This window comes from Amycolatopsis sp. cg5 (assembly GCF_041346955.1).
GTDB lineage: Bacteria > Actinomycetota > Actinomycetes > Mycobacteriales > Pseudonocardiaceae > Amycolatopsis.
Genome location: NZ_CP166849.1, coordinates 5,489,464 through 5,507,609 on the forward strand (window position 1 = coordinate 5,489,464; position 18,146 = coordinate 5,507,609).

An 18,146-nucleotide genomic window follows, 5' to 3' on the forward strand; every position below is an offset into this window, starting at 1 on the left:
TGAGGATCTTGCCCTTTTAGGCGTGGCGTCGACGCCGATCATCCGATGAATAGCGCTGACCGGCTCGTCATCCCAGCCCCGCCATTACCGATTGGCACTTTGTCCAAGCAGAATCAGGCAGTATGAAAATTCTGGGCCCTTCACTGAAATGCGCCGACTTCACACGCACATCGACGGTCCGCGACATGAGCGCATGGAGACTTGTTCGTTATGCCGACGACGTATCCTCGGGAGGCTGCGGCACGGTCGTTCGGGCACAACTGACGGAAGAACGCTCGCTTCCGCTTGCTCCAACCAGGTGATGGCGACCGGACTGGGGTGAGATTCCGGCATGGAAGACATCGTCGACGCGCTCAGCACGCCGGAGAAGCCGCTGGTCGTGCTCACCGGTCCATCCGGTATCGGACGGAGCACGCGGTTGGCACGTCTGGGCGAGCTGTTGGCAGGGCAGGGCCGCCCGGTATCCACGTTGCACGTGACTCCTGCGGGCGACGTGCTGCCCGGTAAGGCGACCTTGGCCGACGATGGTCTCGACGGCGGCCAGAGTGTGCCGGACGAGATCTGGACATCGCTCGGACCCACCGCGAGCACGAGGCCGGACCTGGCTTATCGGGCGGGTATCGCGGCAGCCGCAACACTGCAGCGCGGAGACCCGGGGGCCGTGCTGCTGATCGATGACGCGCAGTGGATCGACGCAGGACTGCTCCCCGTGTTGGAAGCACTGGTGCCCCAACTCGCCGGCAGTTCGGCACGGTGTGTCTGCACGTTCAAGACTTCGGCCTCCCGTACCGGGGCGGTGGCCGCGCTGCGCCGCCTTCGCGCCGCGGGCCTGGTGCACACGCTGCGACTACGTCCGATGGCACCTGAGCAGGTACGTCGATCCTTGACCGAGACGCTGTCCGCCATCCCAGAGCCACTGCTGGTCGAGCGGTTGCGTGACCTGAGCCGCGGCCTGCCGGCCGTCCTGACCGACGTGCTGGACATGCTGCGGGAAAATGACTCCATTCAGGTAGTGGACCGCATGGCCTACCTGGTACGCGGCAGTGGCCCTGCCCAGCCCGCCAAATTCAACCGGCTGCTGAAGGCGATCGTAGAGCTCGGCGATCGGCACTGGGCGGCGGCCAAGGCCACCGCCGCGTTCGCCCCCCTGGGGACAGCTGTGCCCTCGCTGGTAGCCGACACGCTCGATATCACCGAGCCGGAGGCACTCGACCTGCTGGAGGCGCTGCGCCAGAGTGGCTTCTTGCACCAAAGCCGGGCCGGGACCTCGTGGCGGTTCCCCGTGCCGCATGTGGCAGCCGGACTTCTCGCGTCATCAGGACCCTTCGAACGACACCGGTTCGCGGCACGAGCGGTGACCGCGGTGTGGTCGGGCGATGCCCATTGCCGGGACGCCACTTACCTGACCGACCAGGTGGCAGGCGCCGGTCGATTGGTCGACTCCCGGCGCGCACTCGGTGTGCTGCTCAAACAAGCCTTGGCAACCAAGGCGGACCAGGCAGACTGCACGATGCGCTGGCTGGCTGCGGCGACCGAGCTTGCCGGGACGCGCCCGGAGCGAATGATGATCCTCCTGACCTACACCTCCACCTGCCATCTGCATGGTCGCTACGAGGACAGCCTGGCCGGGGCGCGGCTACTGCTCGAAGAGTTCACTGACCAGCTTTCGGCGGATATCGCGCAGGAAGTGCGGGCAATGGCAGTGGCCGCGTTGCACAGCACAGGCAACCGGGCGCTCCTGGACGAGCTCGCCCAGGAGCGCTTGCACTGGCCGGGGACCAAGGAGCTGGGCCTGGTCACCAAGGCCATGGCGCTGGGCACTTTGGATCATTGGGGGGCGGCCGCCGAATTACTCGCGGGCACGGAGCCGACCTGGCGCGCCGGGAACCCGACATCCGCCATGTACGCCGAGTCGCTGGCCGGAATGGCCGAGCTATGGGCGGGCCGCCCACAGCGGTTCGAACAAGGTCTCAACGACCGGGCGGGCTGGCCGATGCGTGACGTGCCCCGGCATCTGGCGGACCACGTCGAAACACGGGTGGCCGCGCTGCTGGTCACCGGTGACCTGGAACGAGCGAACCGCCTGTGTGCGGATGAAGGCCAGGACTTCGACCAGCTGCGGCCCGGTAACCGGGCGATCGCCGCAGCGCTGAGCGGCGATTTCGACCTGCTGATCGATCTGGCCAGACGGAGTATCACGGACCGGTCGACGGCGCACACGTTCGACGTCAGCTATGCGGGCATGCACCACATGGCGGTGGAAGCGCTCGTCGCACGCGGCAAAGTGGCCGTCGCACGGGAGTTCCTCGGCGCCGCCCAGGACTCCACCCCAGTGCTCGGTCATCTGCTCGATCTCGCCGGGGCCCAGATCGACCGGGCGGTCGGCGACACGAACGCCGCGATGTCGTGCATCGACAACGCGCTGAGTACGGCCAGACGGCATGGCATCACCATCGGACTGGACCTCGTGTGGTCGGAGCAAGCCGATTTGGCACTCGAGTCCGGCGAGCGCGACATCGCCACCACCGCGCTCACCAGGTTGACGGAACTGGCCGAGGAGGTTCCGTACCAGCGCGCTCTGCTACACGCTCATTTCGTTCGCGCGCTTGTCGAAAACGACCACGAAGCCGCGGCCGCGTGCCTTCGCATCGCACGCGGCCGCGCACAGCCGTTCGAGCTCGCACGAGTAGCGATCAAGCTGGTCAAATACGGCATCGGCGAGCCTGCGCTGCTGAGCGAGTACTACCCCGCGCTCAGCGGACTCGACGCGCTGCTCTACCGCGCACGCACTAGAAGCCTGATGCGTGAGCACGGAGTCGCAGTGCCGGGGAGGCAGCAAACCGTGTCCGAGGACGAGCGCCTGCTCGCGCTGCTCGTCGGTGAGGGACTCAGTAATCGGGAACTGGCATCGGTGTTGCGCACCAGCGAAAAGAGCGTTCAAAGCAAGCTCAACAGGCTTGCCGCGCGCACCGGCCACCGCTCTCGTATCGCACTCTCCGCAGCCATCCTCGACAAAGAATTCGCTTCGACAGGGTGATTGCACGCCAACTTGAGCCGCGATGAGAAGGCGTACGTGGCGTTGGGCTCAGATCACCGAGTCGCACCAGGTCAGGCAGTGCCAGCCGTCGGGCACGGCTTCGAGTTCGATGATACCGATATTGGGGATGAGCCTGCTGTAGGCGATTTCGGGCCGGAGATTCGGGGCTAGCCATTGGGCGCAGAGGGGCATGACGCCGCCATGACCGACGAGCACGATGGTGCCGTCCGGGGTGGCCTGCTCATGCGCCGACCGAAGCTCCGCCATCGCGGCGAGCATTCGGGCCTGGACCTGCGCACCGGTTTCACCGCCGGGGATCGCGAGCGTCAGGTCGCCCTCGGCCCACTGGCCGAGGGTCTTGAGGAAGATGCCACGGGCCTCCTGGTCGTTGCGATCCTCCAGGTCACCGGCATCGACTTCCTTGACCCCGTCGACTATCCGGACCTCGAGCCCGAGCGCGGAAGCGAGAGGCGCGGCCGTCTGCTGTGTGCGGACGGCCTGCGACGCGTAGACCGCGACGATCGGCTCACCCGCCAGGCGGGTGACGAGATTCCGTGCCTGTTCCTCGCCGAGTTCGGTGATCGGCGGACCGGGCAGCGCGGTATCCAGCGCGGCACGTATGTTGCCTTCGGTCTGGCCATGGCGGACGAGAAGCAGTTTCACGCGCGATCTCCCTTGGCCCAGCCATGGCCACCCCAGAGGTGACACACCGGGCACGGGACATCCGTGGCCGGACGGCGTCAATGTCGCGATTCTACCGCTAAATCGCCTCCATGCGGAGAAAACTGGACGGCAGTCTGGCCGGCAGAGCCTCATCTCACGTCTGTCCTATTTAGACAAATGACGGCAAGTCAACGCTGCTGGCGCCACCTGCGGCGCTACCGACCTTCGGCCCGACCCGCAAGCTCGAAGACCACAGTGGCCGGGATCCGTATCGACGCGGTTGAAGCAGGGTTCACAAGAACATCGATCCCTTTGGCGGGCAGAGCTTCGGCCAGTTCCTCGACCGTCACGTCACGCCATGCCGGGACGTCAAGCTGTTCACGATGACCGTACGCGGAGACCACCATCACCACGGGCGTCCCGTCTGGCGCTCGGCGCACGAGCGCGACATCCTGCTCGTCGACCGCGATCGCCAGCAATGCGTCACGCAATGCCGGCGCGAGCAGTTCGCTGACCGGGTCCGTTCGCGACAGTCCACGCAGTACGGCGTCGAGTGGATCAAGCGGGGTCTCCGGCCGCAGCGGCCGGTAGACCGGGTTGGGTTCGAACCTGCCGCGGACTCCTTGCGGCGAGACCGTCCACGCACCCGACACTGCTTCCCGTGGCGGGTTCGGCTGGTCGGCGGATGGCTTCCAATCCGGGTCGACGAGCATCAGCATTTCCGCGTCAGGCATTCGGGGTCTCCTTGTCCTGTTCGCACGTGGGCGCACTCATACGACACCGGGTACGCGATTCGCCCAACCGCCCGAAGCGGCCCGCGATCCGGCGTCGGACGAACCTGCGGACCAGCGCAGTCCGGCCCTGCGCAACGACGTCCTGGTGAGTTCGTCGAGCGCGGCGCCGGTGTCCACACCGTCGCCCGCACCGTTGAGTTCGGCTGACGACGATTCCCGCACCAGGATCGTCCCCCGGCTGTCGCCTGCCGGCTTGATGGCGTCCACGATCCGGAAGGTGGTTCCTGGCAGGAAAATCACCCGATTCGCCACCTGGACATCCTTGGGCTCGAGCGCCGCGGTCAACCTGCCGGTCATCGACCACAGGAGCACGTCGGTGTCACCGGCCGACGGCACACTGGGCTTGCTGAGCATTGTCAGAAAGCCCCACTCGGTGAGAATCGGCGCGTCGGCGAGGAAGTCCCAAAGCGCTTCGGGCGGCGTCAACGTGGCCACCGTCGCGCCTCGGTACACCGGGAGCCTGGCCAATCCCGACCGGACACAACGAGCGAACGCGACGTGTGGACCGGGCATTGCCGCGCGCAGTCGGGAGTCCAGGTCCCCTGCCCCGCCAGCCAGATACATCCGGACTGCGGCGAAGTCGGCGAGCAACTCGTCGCCGGAACCGTCGGCGAGGATCCCGGCGAATGCCGCGGGCATCACGTCGGCGACGGCCGAGAACTCCTCCTCATACGTGGCGCGGATCCAGGCACGCTCGGCGGCCAAGCCGACCGCAGGCTCACGGGCATCGGCCGCGGACTTCGGAGTTTCCTGGGCTCGCACGGCAAGCGGGCCTGGCGAACGCAGCGCCTCGGTTCGTTCCCCGGACGTGTCCGCTGGCTCCGCCGGAGCCAGCGCTTCCGTCCGCTCGGCCATATCCGGCATCAGCTGTCCCGCTCCGCCCAGCAACCGGGCCGAGGTAGGCAGCGCACTGTCCTTAGCAGACGTCTCGGCCGGATCTGCCTGGTTCGGGGCTCGCAGTACCTGGCTGCTCAGCCGGGTCGAAGCGTCCAGGCGAGCCAGCACCTCCTCGGCGCATCGCTGCAGCCGCCCTGTCGATTCGTGGTCGCCGACGTCGTAGTACACCGCCTGCACAGCCGGATCCGGCACGGTCGAACGAACTGTCATCGCCTCCGCATCGTCGACACCCAGCGGACGGACCCAAAGTCCCGCAGGCACGACTTCGAGCACGACATCGGGTCCGTACAGATAACAGCCCGGCGTGGATTCCTTGAGCTCGGCCAGCGGCCGCCGATGCGCACGCAACTCCGGCGGGAGGGGCGGTTCACCGGCACGGGCGCCGGGCCGGTACGCCAACTCCTGGGCGAACATGCTCCAGCCGTGCGAACCATCGGCCCGAATCGTGAGCACGTCAGGGCGATCCGGTGCCCCCACTGGCAGTCCGTTGTAGAACACCACCGTCATGCCCAGCCGCTCGGCGATGACGTGCCCCGCACTCTGCCCACCGGGTGACTCGACTTGTCCATAATGGACGAATCGCACTTTGCCACGATCGGCGGCGGGCAGCAGATCCCACCACTTCTCGACGAAATCGAGGGGCAGCTCTGGCAACCCATGCCCGCCAAGCACCGCGGTCAGCACATCGGGCTGACAGGACAGCCATCGGCTCAGCCGCGCACGGCCGGCGTCGATCCATCGCGGATCCCCTTCCGGGCGTAGCCAGACACCCGCAGGCAGCGGCTCGGCCACGCCGGAACCGCTCGCCGCGAACCGATCCACCACAGCGGGCGACTCCCACGACGGAGCCGGGAAGCGCTTGCCTGTCCGCTCCGGCTCCTGGCCAGGACTGAACCTGAACCAGCCTGTGTTCGGCCCCGAGTCCACGAACAACCCACCACCCGGGCACCGCGACGCCACACCGCCCGGAGCCAGCACCGGCCGGGCGAGCCGGTCGGACAACCAGAGCGCCGCAGCCGCCGCCTCCGTGCGGAAGCCGCCGACGGGCACGAGCCGGACGGGAAGGCGACTGCCCGCGACACACAGTGCGAGTGCCTCCCAATGGGTATCTCCCGTACCTGCCGGCAGATCGACGACAAGGACGTCATAGCCGACGTCTTCGACCAGTGAGAGCGCCAACGCCGTCGCGTCGCGAGCAGGTTCGCCAGCGCGGTGGACCACGGTGGCGTGCCCGGCGCGCACAAGCCCGACCTGCGGGGGCGAGTCGCCTGCCGTCCGCCTTCTTCGCAGAATCGCGGGCAATTTCCTGCGCAGCAACACCGGCCTCCTCTCGGTCGACAGCAGGTCATCCCCCGTCGGCCAGCAGCATGCCCAGCTCGTCGTCGAAGTCCATCCAGTTCGACTCCTGCCCAGCCGGCACGATCACGTGGGCACGCTCAAGGAACTCGGCGAGAACAGCTCTGTCCAGTTCGAGCTCGACGAATCCGTGCTGGTTCTCGAGCTCGACCAACAGCACACCAGGCTCGCCGGGCCGCACCCGGATGTCGCCCTCGCCAACCGGCCCGCTGAGCCCCTCGATCATCAACTCACGGGCGAACACCCAATCGACCCATTCCCCGAACTCGAAACAGAACGAGAGGGTCAACGCGTAGGGCTCGCGGCTTTCGTAACACAATTCGGCCCACACCTGAGTGATCTCACGACCACGGACCCCGAAAACCATCTGGTGGCGATGGGTCAGGTGTCTCCGCATCGCTCTCCCCACAGCCGCAGACGGACATCTTCCGCGTCCAGCGTCCCGCCGCCGACTTCATTCCGTCTGGATCGGGTCAACCCGCGGTTCTCCGCGGTGCCGAAGACGCACAACGGCGAAGAACCCTGGCCAGTTCGAAAGCGGCACCACGCAACATTTTCGCCGTAGTCACCATGTCCACCGTTCCCGCCCGGTCACATACGGCCAACGCGATCGGCATCGGAAGGACTCCGCTGGTCATCACCGGAACCGCCACGCTGGTGACACCGCGCGACACATCCTCGGTACACGCGATGCCTGCGCCACGGATTTTCGACACCTCATCAAGACCGAGCGCGGCTGCGGCTCCCCCTGCGCTGCCCGGTTGATACGCGGTGAGCACCAGCCCGATGGCTTCGGCGAGCAGGCGATCACCGGTGGACCGTTCAGGCATCCGAGGCGAATACCGCCCGTAGACCTGGTTGACGTAATGCACCGTTTTCATCGCCAGCGCGCCGACAACCGCGGTGTGCCCGCTCGCTTTGTACAACTCCATCAGGTATGGCGTCGACTCCCGCCGCAACAGGGTCAGGTAGTCGACGTCGAGTCGCTTTCCCGATCCGGCCAGATAGTCGCCTGGCACGTAGTGCTCACCGATCCGCTCGACCATCCGATGGGCCACCAGCATCGCCAGCAACCGATGCACGGTCGCCTTCGCCAATCCTGTGTGCTTGGTCAGGTCCCTCAGGTTCTGCGGCTTCCCCGACTCGGCCAGTTCGGTGAGCACGACCATCGCTTTCTCTACTGAGCTGAGGGCGGGCGCTGACTCGACCTCCTGCCTGTCGCGACGGATGACATACGGCGTTGTCATCGACGGCCTCCGTTCACCGGTCCCTACTTAACGCGGTCAAGCGTAAGATTCCCGGTGAGGCCTGTGATTCGATACCGGCCCGGTAGCGTGTATTTGGTCATCAGCGCTGCGCGAAGGACCGACAACCGCGAGAGCCTGGAATGAACGACGTGCGGCCGCAATGTCCGAACCGGCCAAACCGGTTAGCCGAACTCGCACTCCCGAAGCCGGCTCAGTCCAGGTTCACCGTCGGCGACATGAGTTCGCGGCGACCGGAGATCAGCAGCTTGCGATAGACACTCGAAAGATGGAATTCGACAGTGCGCACCGTCAGCGCCAGCTTCGAAGCGATCTCCTTGTTGCTGTGGCCAGCGCGCGCCAGCTTCGCGATCTTCTTCTCTCTGCGGGTCAGCTCCTCGGGCTTGTGCGGCGCGACCTGCACGAGGTGCTGGGTGATCTCGTCGGCCAGCGCGGTGTTGCCCAGCCGCTTGGCCATCCCCAACGCCCGCTCGAACATGTTTCGTGCCCCCGCGGTATCGCCGGCCTCGGCACACCGCTTACCCAGCTCACGGCACACGAATGGCAGTTCGACGCGCCCGCCCGCGATCTCAAGTACCTCCGCAGCGTCTTCGAGCAGTTCGATCGTACGTTCGTGCCCGGCCACGATCGCGTAGGCGGACAACGCCCAGCCGATCCTGATCGGCGCACCCCACCGCAAGGCGTAGCCCCGTTCCGCGGTGACCAGCTTGGTGGCCAGTTCCGGCCTGCTCTCCCGCGCCCCCAGTCCCGCCAACGAACGCCAGCGGCTCAGCACCGGGCTCGCCGAGTGCTCAACCACAGGACCACGTCCGGCGGCCAGCAGGTCGACCATCGCGTCTTCATCTCGGCCCAAGCGGAGGTTGAGCACTCCGCGTGCGCCCAGCAGCAGTGCCTGGTTCGGCGACTTCCGGCCGGCGATCCGATCGATGTCGGTTTCCTTGACCAGTTCGGCGGCCTGCTCCAGCTCACCGAGCACAGCCAAGGTCTCGATCAGCCATGGCAGCGCGATCTGGTGGATTCTGAGGGGCGCCGGCGCGGAGATCACCTTCTCGAACTCATCACGCGCACCGTGCAGGTCGCCGACAAGCCGGGTGATCTGAGCGCGCACGAGCAGCAGCAGCGGCTCGCAGCCGTCGAGGTGCCTTCCCACCAGCCGTTGCCAGTGACCTTCCGCGATCACCACTTCGCCCGCGGCGAGCAAGGTGGTCATGGCTCCCCAGATACAGCGTGAGTTCTTCGAGCAGAAATCATGGCGCAACGCGCAATCGGCATGGTGAATCGCCTCCAGCCGCGCTCGGCCCTTGGCAAGCAACGCGATGGCCTTCTCCACCCCGCAGCCGTCGTGCGTCAGCCCGCCCAGCGCCTCGCCGTCGGACGCGCCGCCCGAGTACAAAGTGCCCCGTGTCGCCGTCAAAACGTCGGCACCGGGACAGAAGCCAGCCCAGCCCTCCCCGAGATACCCAGCTTCCGGTAGACGTTGGAAAGATGGAACTCGATCGTGCGGTTCGTCAAGTGCAGCGTGGTGGCGATCTCGCGATTCTCGAAGCCGGCTTGCGCCAGCGACGCGACCCTCAGCGCCTGCTTCGTCAGCTCCCGCAATCCCCCGTTCTCCGCCCACAGCTCCATTGCCTGCTCCAATCGGGTGACCCACGCCCGGCGTCCGGCACCGCGAGCGATCCCTAACGCGGCCGCAAACCTGACCAGTCCATCCTCGTAACGCTTGTTGACACACAACCGCATGCCGAGCTGGTACTGAACCTGCATGAGCTCACGACGAGTATCCGCACCATCCAGCAGCTCAGCCGCCGCGGTCAGCAATTCCAGGTCGTTTTCACCCTCGCACACCATTCCCACCGCGGCGAGCGCGAGGCCGCTCCCTCGCTTCGTCCCCCACCGGCGTGCCACGACCAGGTCTTTTTGCGCCAGAACGGAGGCGAGGCCTTCACGCCCCGTCTCCCGGGCACAGACCGCCGCCTGCCAACGCCAGCCGTTCATCACGGAGTTGACGACAGACCAGCTGCGCAATTCCGCTCCGGCTGCCAAGAAGTCGTCACGGGCCGCGAGCAGCCGACCTGCGGCGCGATGTACCGCCCCACGCGCGACGAGCAGTTCGACGCTGTCACCCATATGGGCCAACGACCCGAACAAGTCATGCCGCCGCATCAAGGCTTCCGCGCCAGCCACGTCGCCGAGGTCCACCTTCGCCCTCGCCGCCCAAGCCACAGCGAGCCCGGTGAAATGGAAGTAGAGGCCGCGGCTGAACAACTCCTCGATCCGCTCGTGCGCGGCGGCCGACTCGCCCGCCGCCCAATCGATCCGGACCCGCACCATCTCCAGGAGATCCCGATACTCCGCCAGTTCCGACCATTCCGGGCATTCCGCCACCCGGGCGCAGGCAGCACGCGCGAGGTCAAGCTCGTCGGCGTAGATGAGGACCAGGACCGCGTACCAGAATGTGCCACCCTCACGGGCGCCGGTCGAATCGAGCACCCGCCGCGCGACCTCGATCGCCTCGTCGCGCTCAACCGCTTGGTTGGCCATCAGCATCGCCCGCATCGCGTCCCGACGTTCGCCGGGAATAGGGACGGAGACCGTGCACTCTTTGCCATTGGACGAACGACCACCCGCGGTGTACACGAGATCGGTCAAGTCCTTCGCGATCACTTGCTGTCGCATTGTGACACTACCGATCGCGTCCAGAATCGCCTCGTTGGCCTCACTCCATCGGCCGAGCCCGCTGAGTTCGGCTCGCGCGGCCCTCGCGGTCTCCAGCAGGCGAAGGCGCGAAGGTTCCTCGCCAGCGAAGGAGTCGGGCAAACCAAGATCACTCATCAGGCGGCCAACTCCGTCTTGTGATCGCAAGGTGGCGAAATACGCGAAAGATCTTTCTTTGATGCGTGCCACCGCGCCCGCATACCGGCTGACATAGTGTCAATCACACGCTGGTGTGAAGATCTTGAAATCAAGCTTCGCAAAACGTCCAACCGTCCCATCTTTCCACCTCGACGCCACCAGTCCGGCGGCCAACTCGGTCAGCTTCGGATGATCATGTCCAAGTTGGTCGCCGACAGTCAGCCAGCGTAGTTGCCGCATTGCTTGCGCTCCAAAAGATCACAACGCGGCAAGGCCGCCGTGACAATTGGATCAAGGCTCGCCGGTCACCGTGGTCACGATCACCGCACATCGACATCACCACCCGGTCCGCATCACCCGATTCACCTCGTTTGCCCAGCTCAGAGGCTCCAAACTGTGGTTGAACCACAGTATCCACCCAGCGGACGCGTTTTCGACACCCGCCCTGCAATTTTCAGTGTACAAATGTCTACCAGGGGCTGAAGGCACGGAAACCGAATGTCTGAGGATCGAGGCGGGGGCACGATAGACCGGGAGCGACGGATGCGAGTGCGACTGGCATTGTTCGGACCGGTACGGGCCTGGCTCGACACCGCCGAAGCAAATCTCGGCACGGCACATCGCCGCACGCTCCTCGCGGTTCTCGCGTTGCGCGCCAATCAAGTAGTCAGTCGGGCCGAATTGATCGACTCGATCTGGGGCGAGACCGCGCCTACCAGCGCACACGGGAGCATCTACACGTACGTCTCCTCGCTGCGAGCCGCCTTGGAGCCTGATCGCGGCTCACGCGCCGCGGCGCAGATCCTGGTTTCCAGCGATTCTGGCTACCTGCTGCGGCTGCCTTCCGACGCGATCGACGTGGTGCGCTTCGAGCAGCTGCGTGAGCATGCGAAATCACTGACGCTCTCCGGGAACCTCACCGGCGCGCTGGCCGCGCTGGACGAAGCATTGAGTCTTTCGGCTGAAGAGCCACTTCAAGACCTGCCAGGCCCTTTCGCCGCAGCGCAGCGCGAACGGCTTGGGGAGTTACGCCTCGACGTCATCGAACGGCGGGCGGAACTGCTGCTCGACCTAGGCAGGCACGAGGAAGTCGCCGACGAGCTTTCCGGAGTGTCGCTCGCGCACCCGCGACGGGAAAGCCTCCAGCGTCTCTTTCTCATCGCGCTGTACCGCAACGGCCAGCGCGATCACGCGTTGCGCACCTTCGAGCGGTTGCGCGAGGTCGCAATCGAGCAACTGGGCACGGAGCCAGGCGCCGAACTGACCGCCTGCTACGAGCTGATCAGATCCGGGGACTTGATGCTCGAGGTTGCGCCGCGCACCGAGCCGCCCGGCTCCGTCATGACCGCGTCAAAACTGCGCAGGGCAGCCAAGTTCGTCGGTAGGGCGGCCGAACTAGCCCTGGTAAAGGACGGCATCGAGGCGTTGGCGTATGGCCGGGGAGCCACGTTGTGGTTCGACGGCGCACCGGGCACCGGCAAAACAGCGTTGCTCGCCGAGACACTTTCCGCGCTGCCACCCGGTGTACAGCTGGCCACGGGAGCGGCCGACGAACTCGGCACGGACTGGCCGTTGCACGTCTTGCTGGACTGTCTTGGCCTCTATCGACTTCCCGGCAACGACTCCGAACTCGCCGCAAGCGTGAGCTCGCCGGCAGACCGCCTGCTCGAGGAGGTGGAGCGGCGGTGTTCGCAAGGCCCGCTGGTATTGGCGGCCGACGACCTCCAGTGGGCCGACCCGGCCAGTGTCGATGTGTGGAACATGCTCAGCGCGGCGACCGAGCGGTTGCCATTACTACTGATCGGCTGTAGCCGTCCCCTCGAGCCCGCTGCCCAACGAACCCGCCGCGACGAGCTTCTCGCCGCGGGCACGTTGTGCCGAACACTCGAACCACTGACTCAGCAGGAAGTCACAGCACTCATCGACGGCCGGCACTCGGCCTTGCAGCGGATCAGCTGGGCCGCCGCGGGCCACCCCGGCTATCTGTGCGCGCTCGTCGAGCACACCACCGAGGCTCTCGATATCTCGGTGGCGGCCGCGCACGCGATCGTTCAGCAGCTCGATTTCCTTCCCGCGCCCGTGATTCTCGCTCTTCGCTGGGCGGCGTTGCTCGGTGATTCGCTGGACCAGGACGAGCTGGCGGCCGCGGTCGGGCAACCCAGGGAAGAAACCCGGACAGTGCTCGAACAGCTGTATACGGCAGGTGTATTGGCCCAATGCGGTGATCGGGTCACGTTCCGGCAGCCTATCGTGCGTTTGGCGCTGCACGCGGTGACACCGCAGGCCATCCGCGTGGCACTGCGCAGGCAGCTCGCGCAGGTACTCGACGCAGCCGGCGTGGCACCCGAACGAGTGGCGAGTCAGCTTTCGGCTGAGCCGGTGCCGATCGACGCCTGGGTCTGCGATTGGTTGCTGCGCGAAGTCAAAACGCTGGCACCGCGCCTTCCGCTGACCGCGATGAAGCTGATCAGCCGGGTCCGCGACTCGGCGCTGCTCACCGGCGCACAGCGTGAACAACTCTCGATCACCATGACCAGGCTGGCCACCTGGCTCGGCCACGACGCGACCACGGAGGCAAGACGGCTGGCGGCTCGTACGACCGACACCGAAGTCGCCGCCGAAATGCGCTGGTTGCTCACCTACTCCAACTTCCGGCGCGGCGAACTGAGCAAGGCCGTCGCCGCTTCGCATCACGCGCTGAGCGACACCGGCGTCGGTGAATCCTGGCGCAGGCTGTACGCCGCGCTCCTCTCCAGGATCTCGGGCAAGCCCGGCCAGCCGGCTTCTGGAGGCTTGCCACAGATCATCCCCATGCAGCGGATGTCCCAGCGGGAGAGGATCACCGAGGCATACCGGCTGGGCCGGTGGGACAGGCCGCCGGCGGAGTTGACCGCCGCACTACGGGACGGACCGACCCTGGCCGGTTACGCGCTGGGGCACCGGCGATCGATCCAGCAGCTCAGCGGCGCCTCCGCGCTGATCGCCGCGCACAGGGACCGGCCGAGCGACGCGAACACACACCTGCTGGCCGCGATAACCAGTGACCGGCAAGAGGATTCCATCGGTGCCAACGATTTCGAGATCGCGGCGAGCGCGATGCTGGCGGAGCGACGCGGCGAGCCGAAACGCGCGTTGGCGATGCTGACTGTCATGCTCGGCGCGCGGGACGGAACACTGTGCCATTGGATGCCCACCTTGACCAGGCTGGCACTGGGCGCGGGCGAGTTCATGGTGGCCTGGCAGGCCACCGAGTTCTGCGCGCGGTCAAGCGGATGCGAGACCAGCGGTCTCCACTGTCAAGCGCTGCTGCACACCGAGCCGATCATGGCCTTGGAAGCGGCAGCCAGATACCATCGCTCCGGCTACAAGCTCGGACACGCACAGGCGATGGAAGACGCGGCGAGTCTGTTCGCCAGCCGCCGAATGCGCGATGAGGCGGCTGGGGCGTTGCACCGGGCGTTGGCGGAGTACCAACGTCTCGGCGCGGCGTGGGACATCAGGCGGGCGGAACGGCGCGCCCGCGCGCTGATCGGACCGGCGCCGTCATGAGCGAGCACCTGCTTCGCGTCGATGCGCTGGGCCCGCTACGCGCCTGGGTCGACGAAGAGGAGGTCGACCTCGGCGCCGCCCGGCAACGCGCAGTGTTCGCAGTGCTCGCGTTGCGCGGCTCGCGGCAGCCCGTCAGCCGTGCGGAGCTTATCGAGGCCATCTGGGGTGAGCATCCACCCGCCAGCGCCGCGGGCAGCGTGCATACCTACATCTCCGGCTTACGTCAGGTACTCGATCCGAACCGGACCCGCTGGTCCACCGACGGTCTGCTGGTCTCCGACGCGGCCGGCTACCAGGTGCGGCTCGCCGAGGATGCCTTGGACGTCGCTGTCTTCGAAAAGCGATGCCGCGCCGCACGCGCACACGCCAAAGCAGGGAACGCGGCAGGCGCAGTCGCCGGCTTCGACTCCGCTTTGGCTCTGTGGCGCGGCGAAGCTCTGTCCGGTATCGCCGGGCCGTTCGCCGAGGCACAACGACACCGGCTGGGCGAAGCGAAGCTGGCGGCGACCGAGCAGCGCGCGAACGGACGGCTCGAACTCGGCATGCACGCCGACCTCATTCCCGAACTCAGCATTCTGGTGCGCGAGCACCCGCTACGCGAATCCCTGTGGCACACGCTGATGATCGCCCTGCACCGAAGCAACCGGACCGGCGAGGCGCTGGACGCCTACGAGCGGATCCGCACGATCCTGCGTACCGAACTGTCCGCCACCCCCTGCGCTGAGCTCGTCGACCTGCACCGACGGATACTCACCGCTGATCCGGTGCTTGGCGGGTTCACAGGATCCGAGTTGCTGTCGGTGCGCCCGAAGGCACCTCACGCCCCCCCATCACTGCACGGTCGTCCCGCCGAGCAGGATCACCTGCGCCGAATGCTCGACGAGCTCGGCAGCGGCCGGGGTAACGTGGTCTGGATCGAAGGAGAAGCCGGCGTCGGCAAGTCGGCGCTGCTCACCACTGTGCTCAACGACTTGACCGGTAGCCACCTGGCTTGGGCAGCCGCGACCGAACACGATCGGGACCGACCGTTCCAGACCTTGCTGGACAGCCTCGGGGCAGAGTCATCGCGATCTGGCGAGGCGCCGGGCACGGTCACACCGACGGCGTGGCAACTGCTTTCGCACATCGACGCGCTCTGCGCCCGCGCGCCGATGGTGCTGGTGCTCGAGGACCTCCAGTGGGCCGACGAGGCGACCCTGCTGTTATGCCACCGCCTGGCCGTCGCGACGCGCAGGCTGCCGCTGCTGCTCATCACCACGGCCCGCCCGGCACCCAAGCATCCCGACCTCGCGAAGCTCCGGCGGGCGGTGGAAACCCGAGGGTACGAGGTGCTGTCACTCCCGCCGCTCGGCCCGGACGCGGTGCGGAAGCTGGTCAGTGCGTTCGTCGGCGCGCGGCTGGGCCCAGAACTGGATCTGTTCTCGGCGAGCCATCCGGCCAACCCCGGCCACGTCTTGGCGACGATCAAGGCCCTCGGCGACGCCGGTGCCATCGAAGTCAGTGGCGGTTCGGCCGAGCTTCGAGTCGCCGTCATGCGCGAACTGCCGCGCCCGGTCACCACAGCCATCGAGAAGTCATTGCAGATCTTCAGCGATGACACCAAGAAGACACTCACCTATGCGGCCCTCCTCGGTATCGAGTTCGACGTCGCGCAGGTCGCCGCTGTGCTGGGCCGGAGCACAACGCAGCTCATCCCCCCCTTGACAGAGATACTCGACGCGGCCATCGTCGTCGAATCGGGGAGCAAGCTGGCTTTTCGGCATCGGCTGTTGCACGCGGCGATCTACCAATCCGTTGAAAGCGCCGAGCGGCGCAGCCGCCATCGCTCCGCCGCGGAGGCACTGGCCAGGCTTGGCGCGGCGCCGGAACAAGTAGCCGATCAACTAGTCGCGGCGATACCGCTGATCGACGATTGGGTGATCGACTGGGTCGCCGGAAACCACGAAGCCTTGACCCGGCGGACGCCTGGCATCGCAGAGGAACTCCTGTGCCAGGTAGTGCAGGCCTGTCCGCAGGATGACGTGCGCCAGAAAACGCTGGCCACCGGATACGCGGTGGCGCAGCTCCGGTTGAGGGCACCACTACCTCGGCTGCGGGAGACCGGTTCCACGGCAACCGGAACCGGCCAGAACACCGCGTGCTCCGGCTCGCCCGACCGGGGAAATCTCGACCGGCATTATCTCGACGGGCTCGGGGTCACCACCGCGCAGGACGCCCGAGTCGATCACGGCAAGCAGTCCCGGACCACAGATCCACGACTCCTCGCGGCCGACCCGCCTGCCACCTACGGAGCGGCGACGTAAGAGCCGGGCACGCGCGGGCCGGCTCAAATCACACCGGCCCGCATCGCGTAGGCCACGGCGTGCGGGCGGTTGCGCAAGTTCAGCCTGGCGGTCATGGCATAGATGACGCTCTTCACCGTTCGCTCGGAATAGCACAGCGCGTCGGCGATCTCGGCGGTGTCGCGGCCCTCCGCCATCAGCCGCAGCACATCGACCTCGCGAGCGGTGAGTCCGGCCGCGCCGAACCCGAGTGGGGACAGCAACTCGTGCTGCAGACGCCTGACATGGTCGAGCAACTGGCCGAGCAGGTCCGGCGGCAACGCACCGTCTCCGCCTGCCACCGAACGCACCGCGTCGACCAGCTGGTCGCTGGAGGTGCGCGAACGGGGCAACACGGCCACGACGTTGCACTCCACGACCGCGACGACATCGCTCTCGCGCAGCTCTCCGGCGAGCAGCACGGTCGGCACCGCCACTCGAGCGGCTTGCTCGGTCAGGTCGCTGACAAGCTCGGGGGTCATGCGATCTGCCTGCACCAGCAGAACATCCTGCTCGGTCAAGTCCTCACGGGCCACTACGACCATGCCTGGCCGGGAACGCAGGTAGCTGGTCAACCCGACCTGCGTGATCGAGTCGGCGGCGCACACCGCAACACGTACTGGATTCATCGCCTCTCCCCTGGTCAGGTTTCCGGTTGTCTGACGGAAGTCTGCTGGCGGCGACTTCAGGAAGTCTCAATCGCCTGGTCTGGTCAAATCGCGCCGACACGCAACGCGTGCGCGACAGCTTGTGATCGGGAGTTCAGCCCCTGCCGTGCCATGAAGCGGTAAAGCACGTTCTTGACCGTTCCTTCAGAGCAGCGCAGCCGCCGGGCGATCTCGTCGGTGCCGTGGCCCTCCGAGAGGAGTTTGAGCACTGCTCGCTCCCGCACTCCGAGCCCGAAGAGCGTGATCCCCTTCGGCTCGAGAACATGCCTGCGCAGCATCGTCAGCTGGGACATCAGCCTGCCTTGAAGGTGTCCCGACAGGAACGCGTTGCCCCTGCCGACCGCGAGCACCGCCGACACCAGCGAAGGGCTGGTGACCTCCGACCGGGAAATGAAGGCGAACACCCCGCACTCGACCGCGGCCAGTGTGTCCTCGGGCAGGAAGCTGTCCGCGATCAGCACACAGCGTGGCGGCGCCTGCCGGGGGTACCGCTCGTGCAATCGCCGCAAGGTGGCGTAGGCGGCGGCGTTCGCGAAACCTTCGGTGACCAAAACGACCACATCCGGGCAGCGCGGTTCGCCGTCGTCTTCGGTGAACGGGCGTACCTGTGGGACACGACGCAGGATCGCGAGCGTCCCGGACAGGCTCACGCTGTCGTGCGCGTGCACCAGTACCTTGATCGCCTGCACGGCCACTCCTTCGTTCATGATCCGTGAACAACCGCACAAAGTCTCGAAGCGACC

The 18,146-nt window shown here is 66.6% G+C and carries 12 protein-coding genes; 3 read left to right on the forward strand and 9 right to left on the reverse strand.

Annotated features, from left to right (window positions below):
• Positions 1–331 precede the first annotated feature (331 nt).
• A complete protein-coding gene (locus AB5J62_RS24435) occupies positions 332–3,037 on the forward strand; it encodes an AAA family ATPase (RefSeq protein ID WP_370942264.1) in 2,706 nt (901 codons plus the stop codon).
• A gap of 48 nt (positions 3,038–3,085) precedes the next feature.
• On the opposite strand, the gene AB5J62_RS24440 is transcribed toward AB5J62_RS24435, so the two are convergent.
• The 7 genes from AB5J62_RS24440 to AB5J62_RS24470 all read right to left on the reverse strand — a co-directional run bounded on the left by AB5J62_RS24440 (position 3,086) and on the right by AB5J62_RS24470 (position 10,916).
• Positions 3,086–3,700: a histidine phosphatase family protein gene (locus AB5J62_RS24440; RefSeq protein ID WP_370942265.1), complete on the reverse strand. Its 615-nt coding sequence runs from the start codon at positions 3,698–3,700 to the stop codon at positions 3,086–3,088.
• A gap of 215 nt (positions 3,701–3,915) precedes the next feature.
• Positions 3,916–4,434, reverse strand: a complete 519-nt coding sequence (locus AB5J62_RS24445; RefSeq protein WP_370942266.1) for a type VII secretion system-associated protein — start codon at positions 4,432–4,434, stop codon at positions 3,916–3,918.
• Positions 4,435–4,470: 36 nt separating this feature from the next.
• Positions 4,471–6,708, reverse strand: coding sequence for a hypothetical protein (locus AB5J62_RS24450; RefSeq protein ID WP_370942267.1), 2,238 nt, complete (start codon positions 6,706–6,708; stop codon positions 4,471–4,473).
• Between the two features lie 28 nt (positions 6,709–6,736).
• The gene (locus tag AB5J62_RS24455; protein WP_370942268.1) at positions 6,737–7,144 is read right to left on the reverse strand and encodes an SsgA family sporulation/cell division regulator; all 408 of its coding nucleotides are present in this window, start codon (positions 7,142–7,144) and stop codon (positions 6,737–6,739) included.
• Between the two features lie 76 nt (positions 7,145–7,220).
• Positions 7,221–7,994 carry a helix-turn-helix domain-containing protein gene (locus tag AB5J62_RS24460; RefSeq protein WP_370942269.1) on the reverse strand — a complete coding sequence of 258 codons (774 nt, stop codon included), beginning with the start codon at positions 7,992–7,994 and terminating at the stop codon, positions 7,221–7,223.
• A 211-nt stretch (positions 7,995–8,205) separates the two neighbouring features.
• Positions 8,206–9,426 (reverse strand): LuxR C-terminal-related transcriptional regulator, encoded by a 1,221-nt coding sequence (locus AB5J62_RS24465; RefSeq protein ID WP_370942270.1) that lies wholly within the window; start codon positions 9,424–9,426, stop codon positions 8,206–8,208.
• A complete protein-coding gene (locus AB5J62_RS24470) occupies positions 9,423–10,916 on the reverse strand; it encodes a LuxR C-terminal-related transcriptional regulator (RefSeq protein WP_370942271.1) in 1,494 nt (497 codons plus the stop codon). Before AB5J62_RS24470 ends, AB5J62_RS24465 begins: the two co-directional genes overlap by 4 nt.
• 492 nt (positions 10,917–11,408) lie before the next feature.
• On the opposite strand from AB5J62_RS24470, the gene AB5J62_RS24475 reads away from it, so the two are divergent.
• Both AB5J62_RS24475 and AB5J62_RS24480 read left to right on the forward strand, forming a co-directional pair.
• On the forward strand, positions 11,409–14,414 hold the full coding sequence (locus tag AB5J62_RS24475; protein WP_370942272.1) for a BTAD domain-containing putative transcriptional regulator: 3,006 nt from the start codon (positions 11,409–11,411) through the stop codon (positions 14,412–14,414).
• Positions 14,411–16,717, forward strand: coding sequence for a BTAD domain-containing putative transcriptional regulator (locus AB5J62_RS24480; protein WP_370942273.1), 2,307 nt, complete (start codon positions 14,411–14,413; stop codon positions 16,715–16,717). The genes AB5J62_RS24475 and AB5J62_RS24480 overlap by 4 nt, the downstream gene beginning before the upstream one ends.
• A gap of 23 nt (positions 16,718–16,740) precedes the next feature.
• On the opposite strand, the gene AB5J62_RS24485 is transcribed toward AB5J62_RS24480, so the two are convergent.
• Both AB5J62_RS24485 and AB5J62_RS24490 read right to left on the reverse strand, forming a co-directional pair.
• Complete coding sequence (locus tag AB5J62_RS24485; RefSeq protein WP_370942274.1) at positions 16,741–17,364, reverse strand: response regulator transcription factor; 624 nt, start codon at positions 17,362–17,364, stop codon at positions 16,741–16,743.
• An 83-nt stretch (positions 17,365–17,447) separates the two neighbouring features.
• Positions 17,448–18,110, reverse strand: a complete 663-nt coding sequence (locus AB5J62_RS24490) for a LuxR C-terminal-related transcriptional regulator (RefSeq protein ID WP_370942275.1) — start codon at positions 18,108–18,110, stop codon at positions 17,448–17,450.
• Between the last annotated feature and the right edge of the window lie 36 nt (positions 18,111–18,146).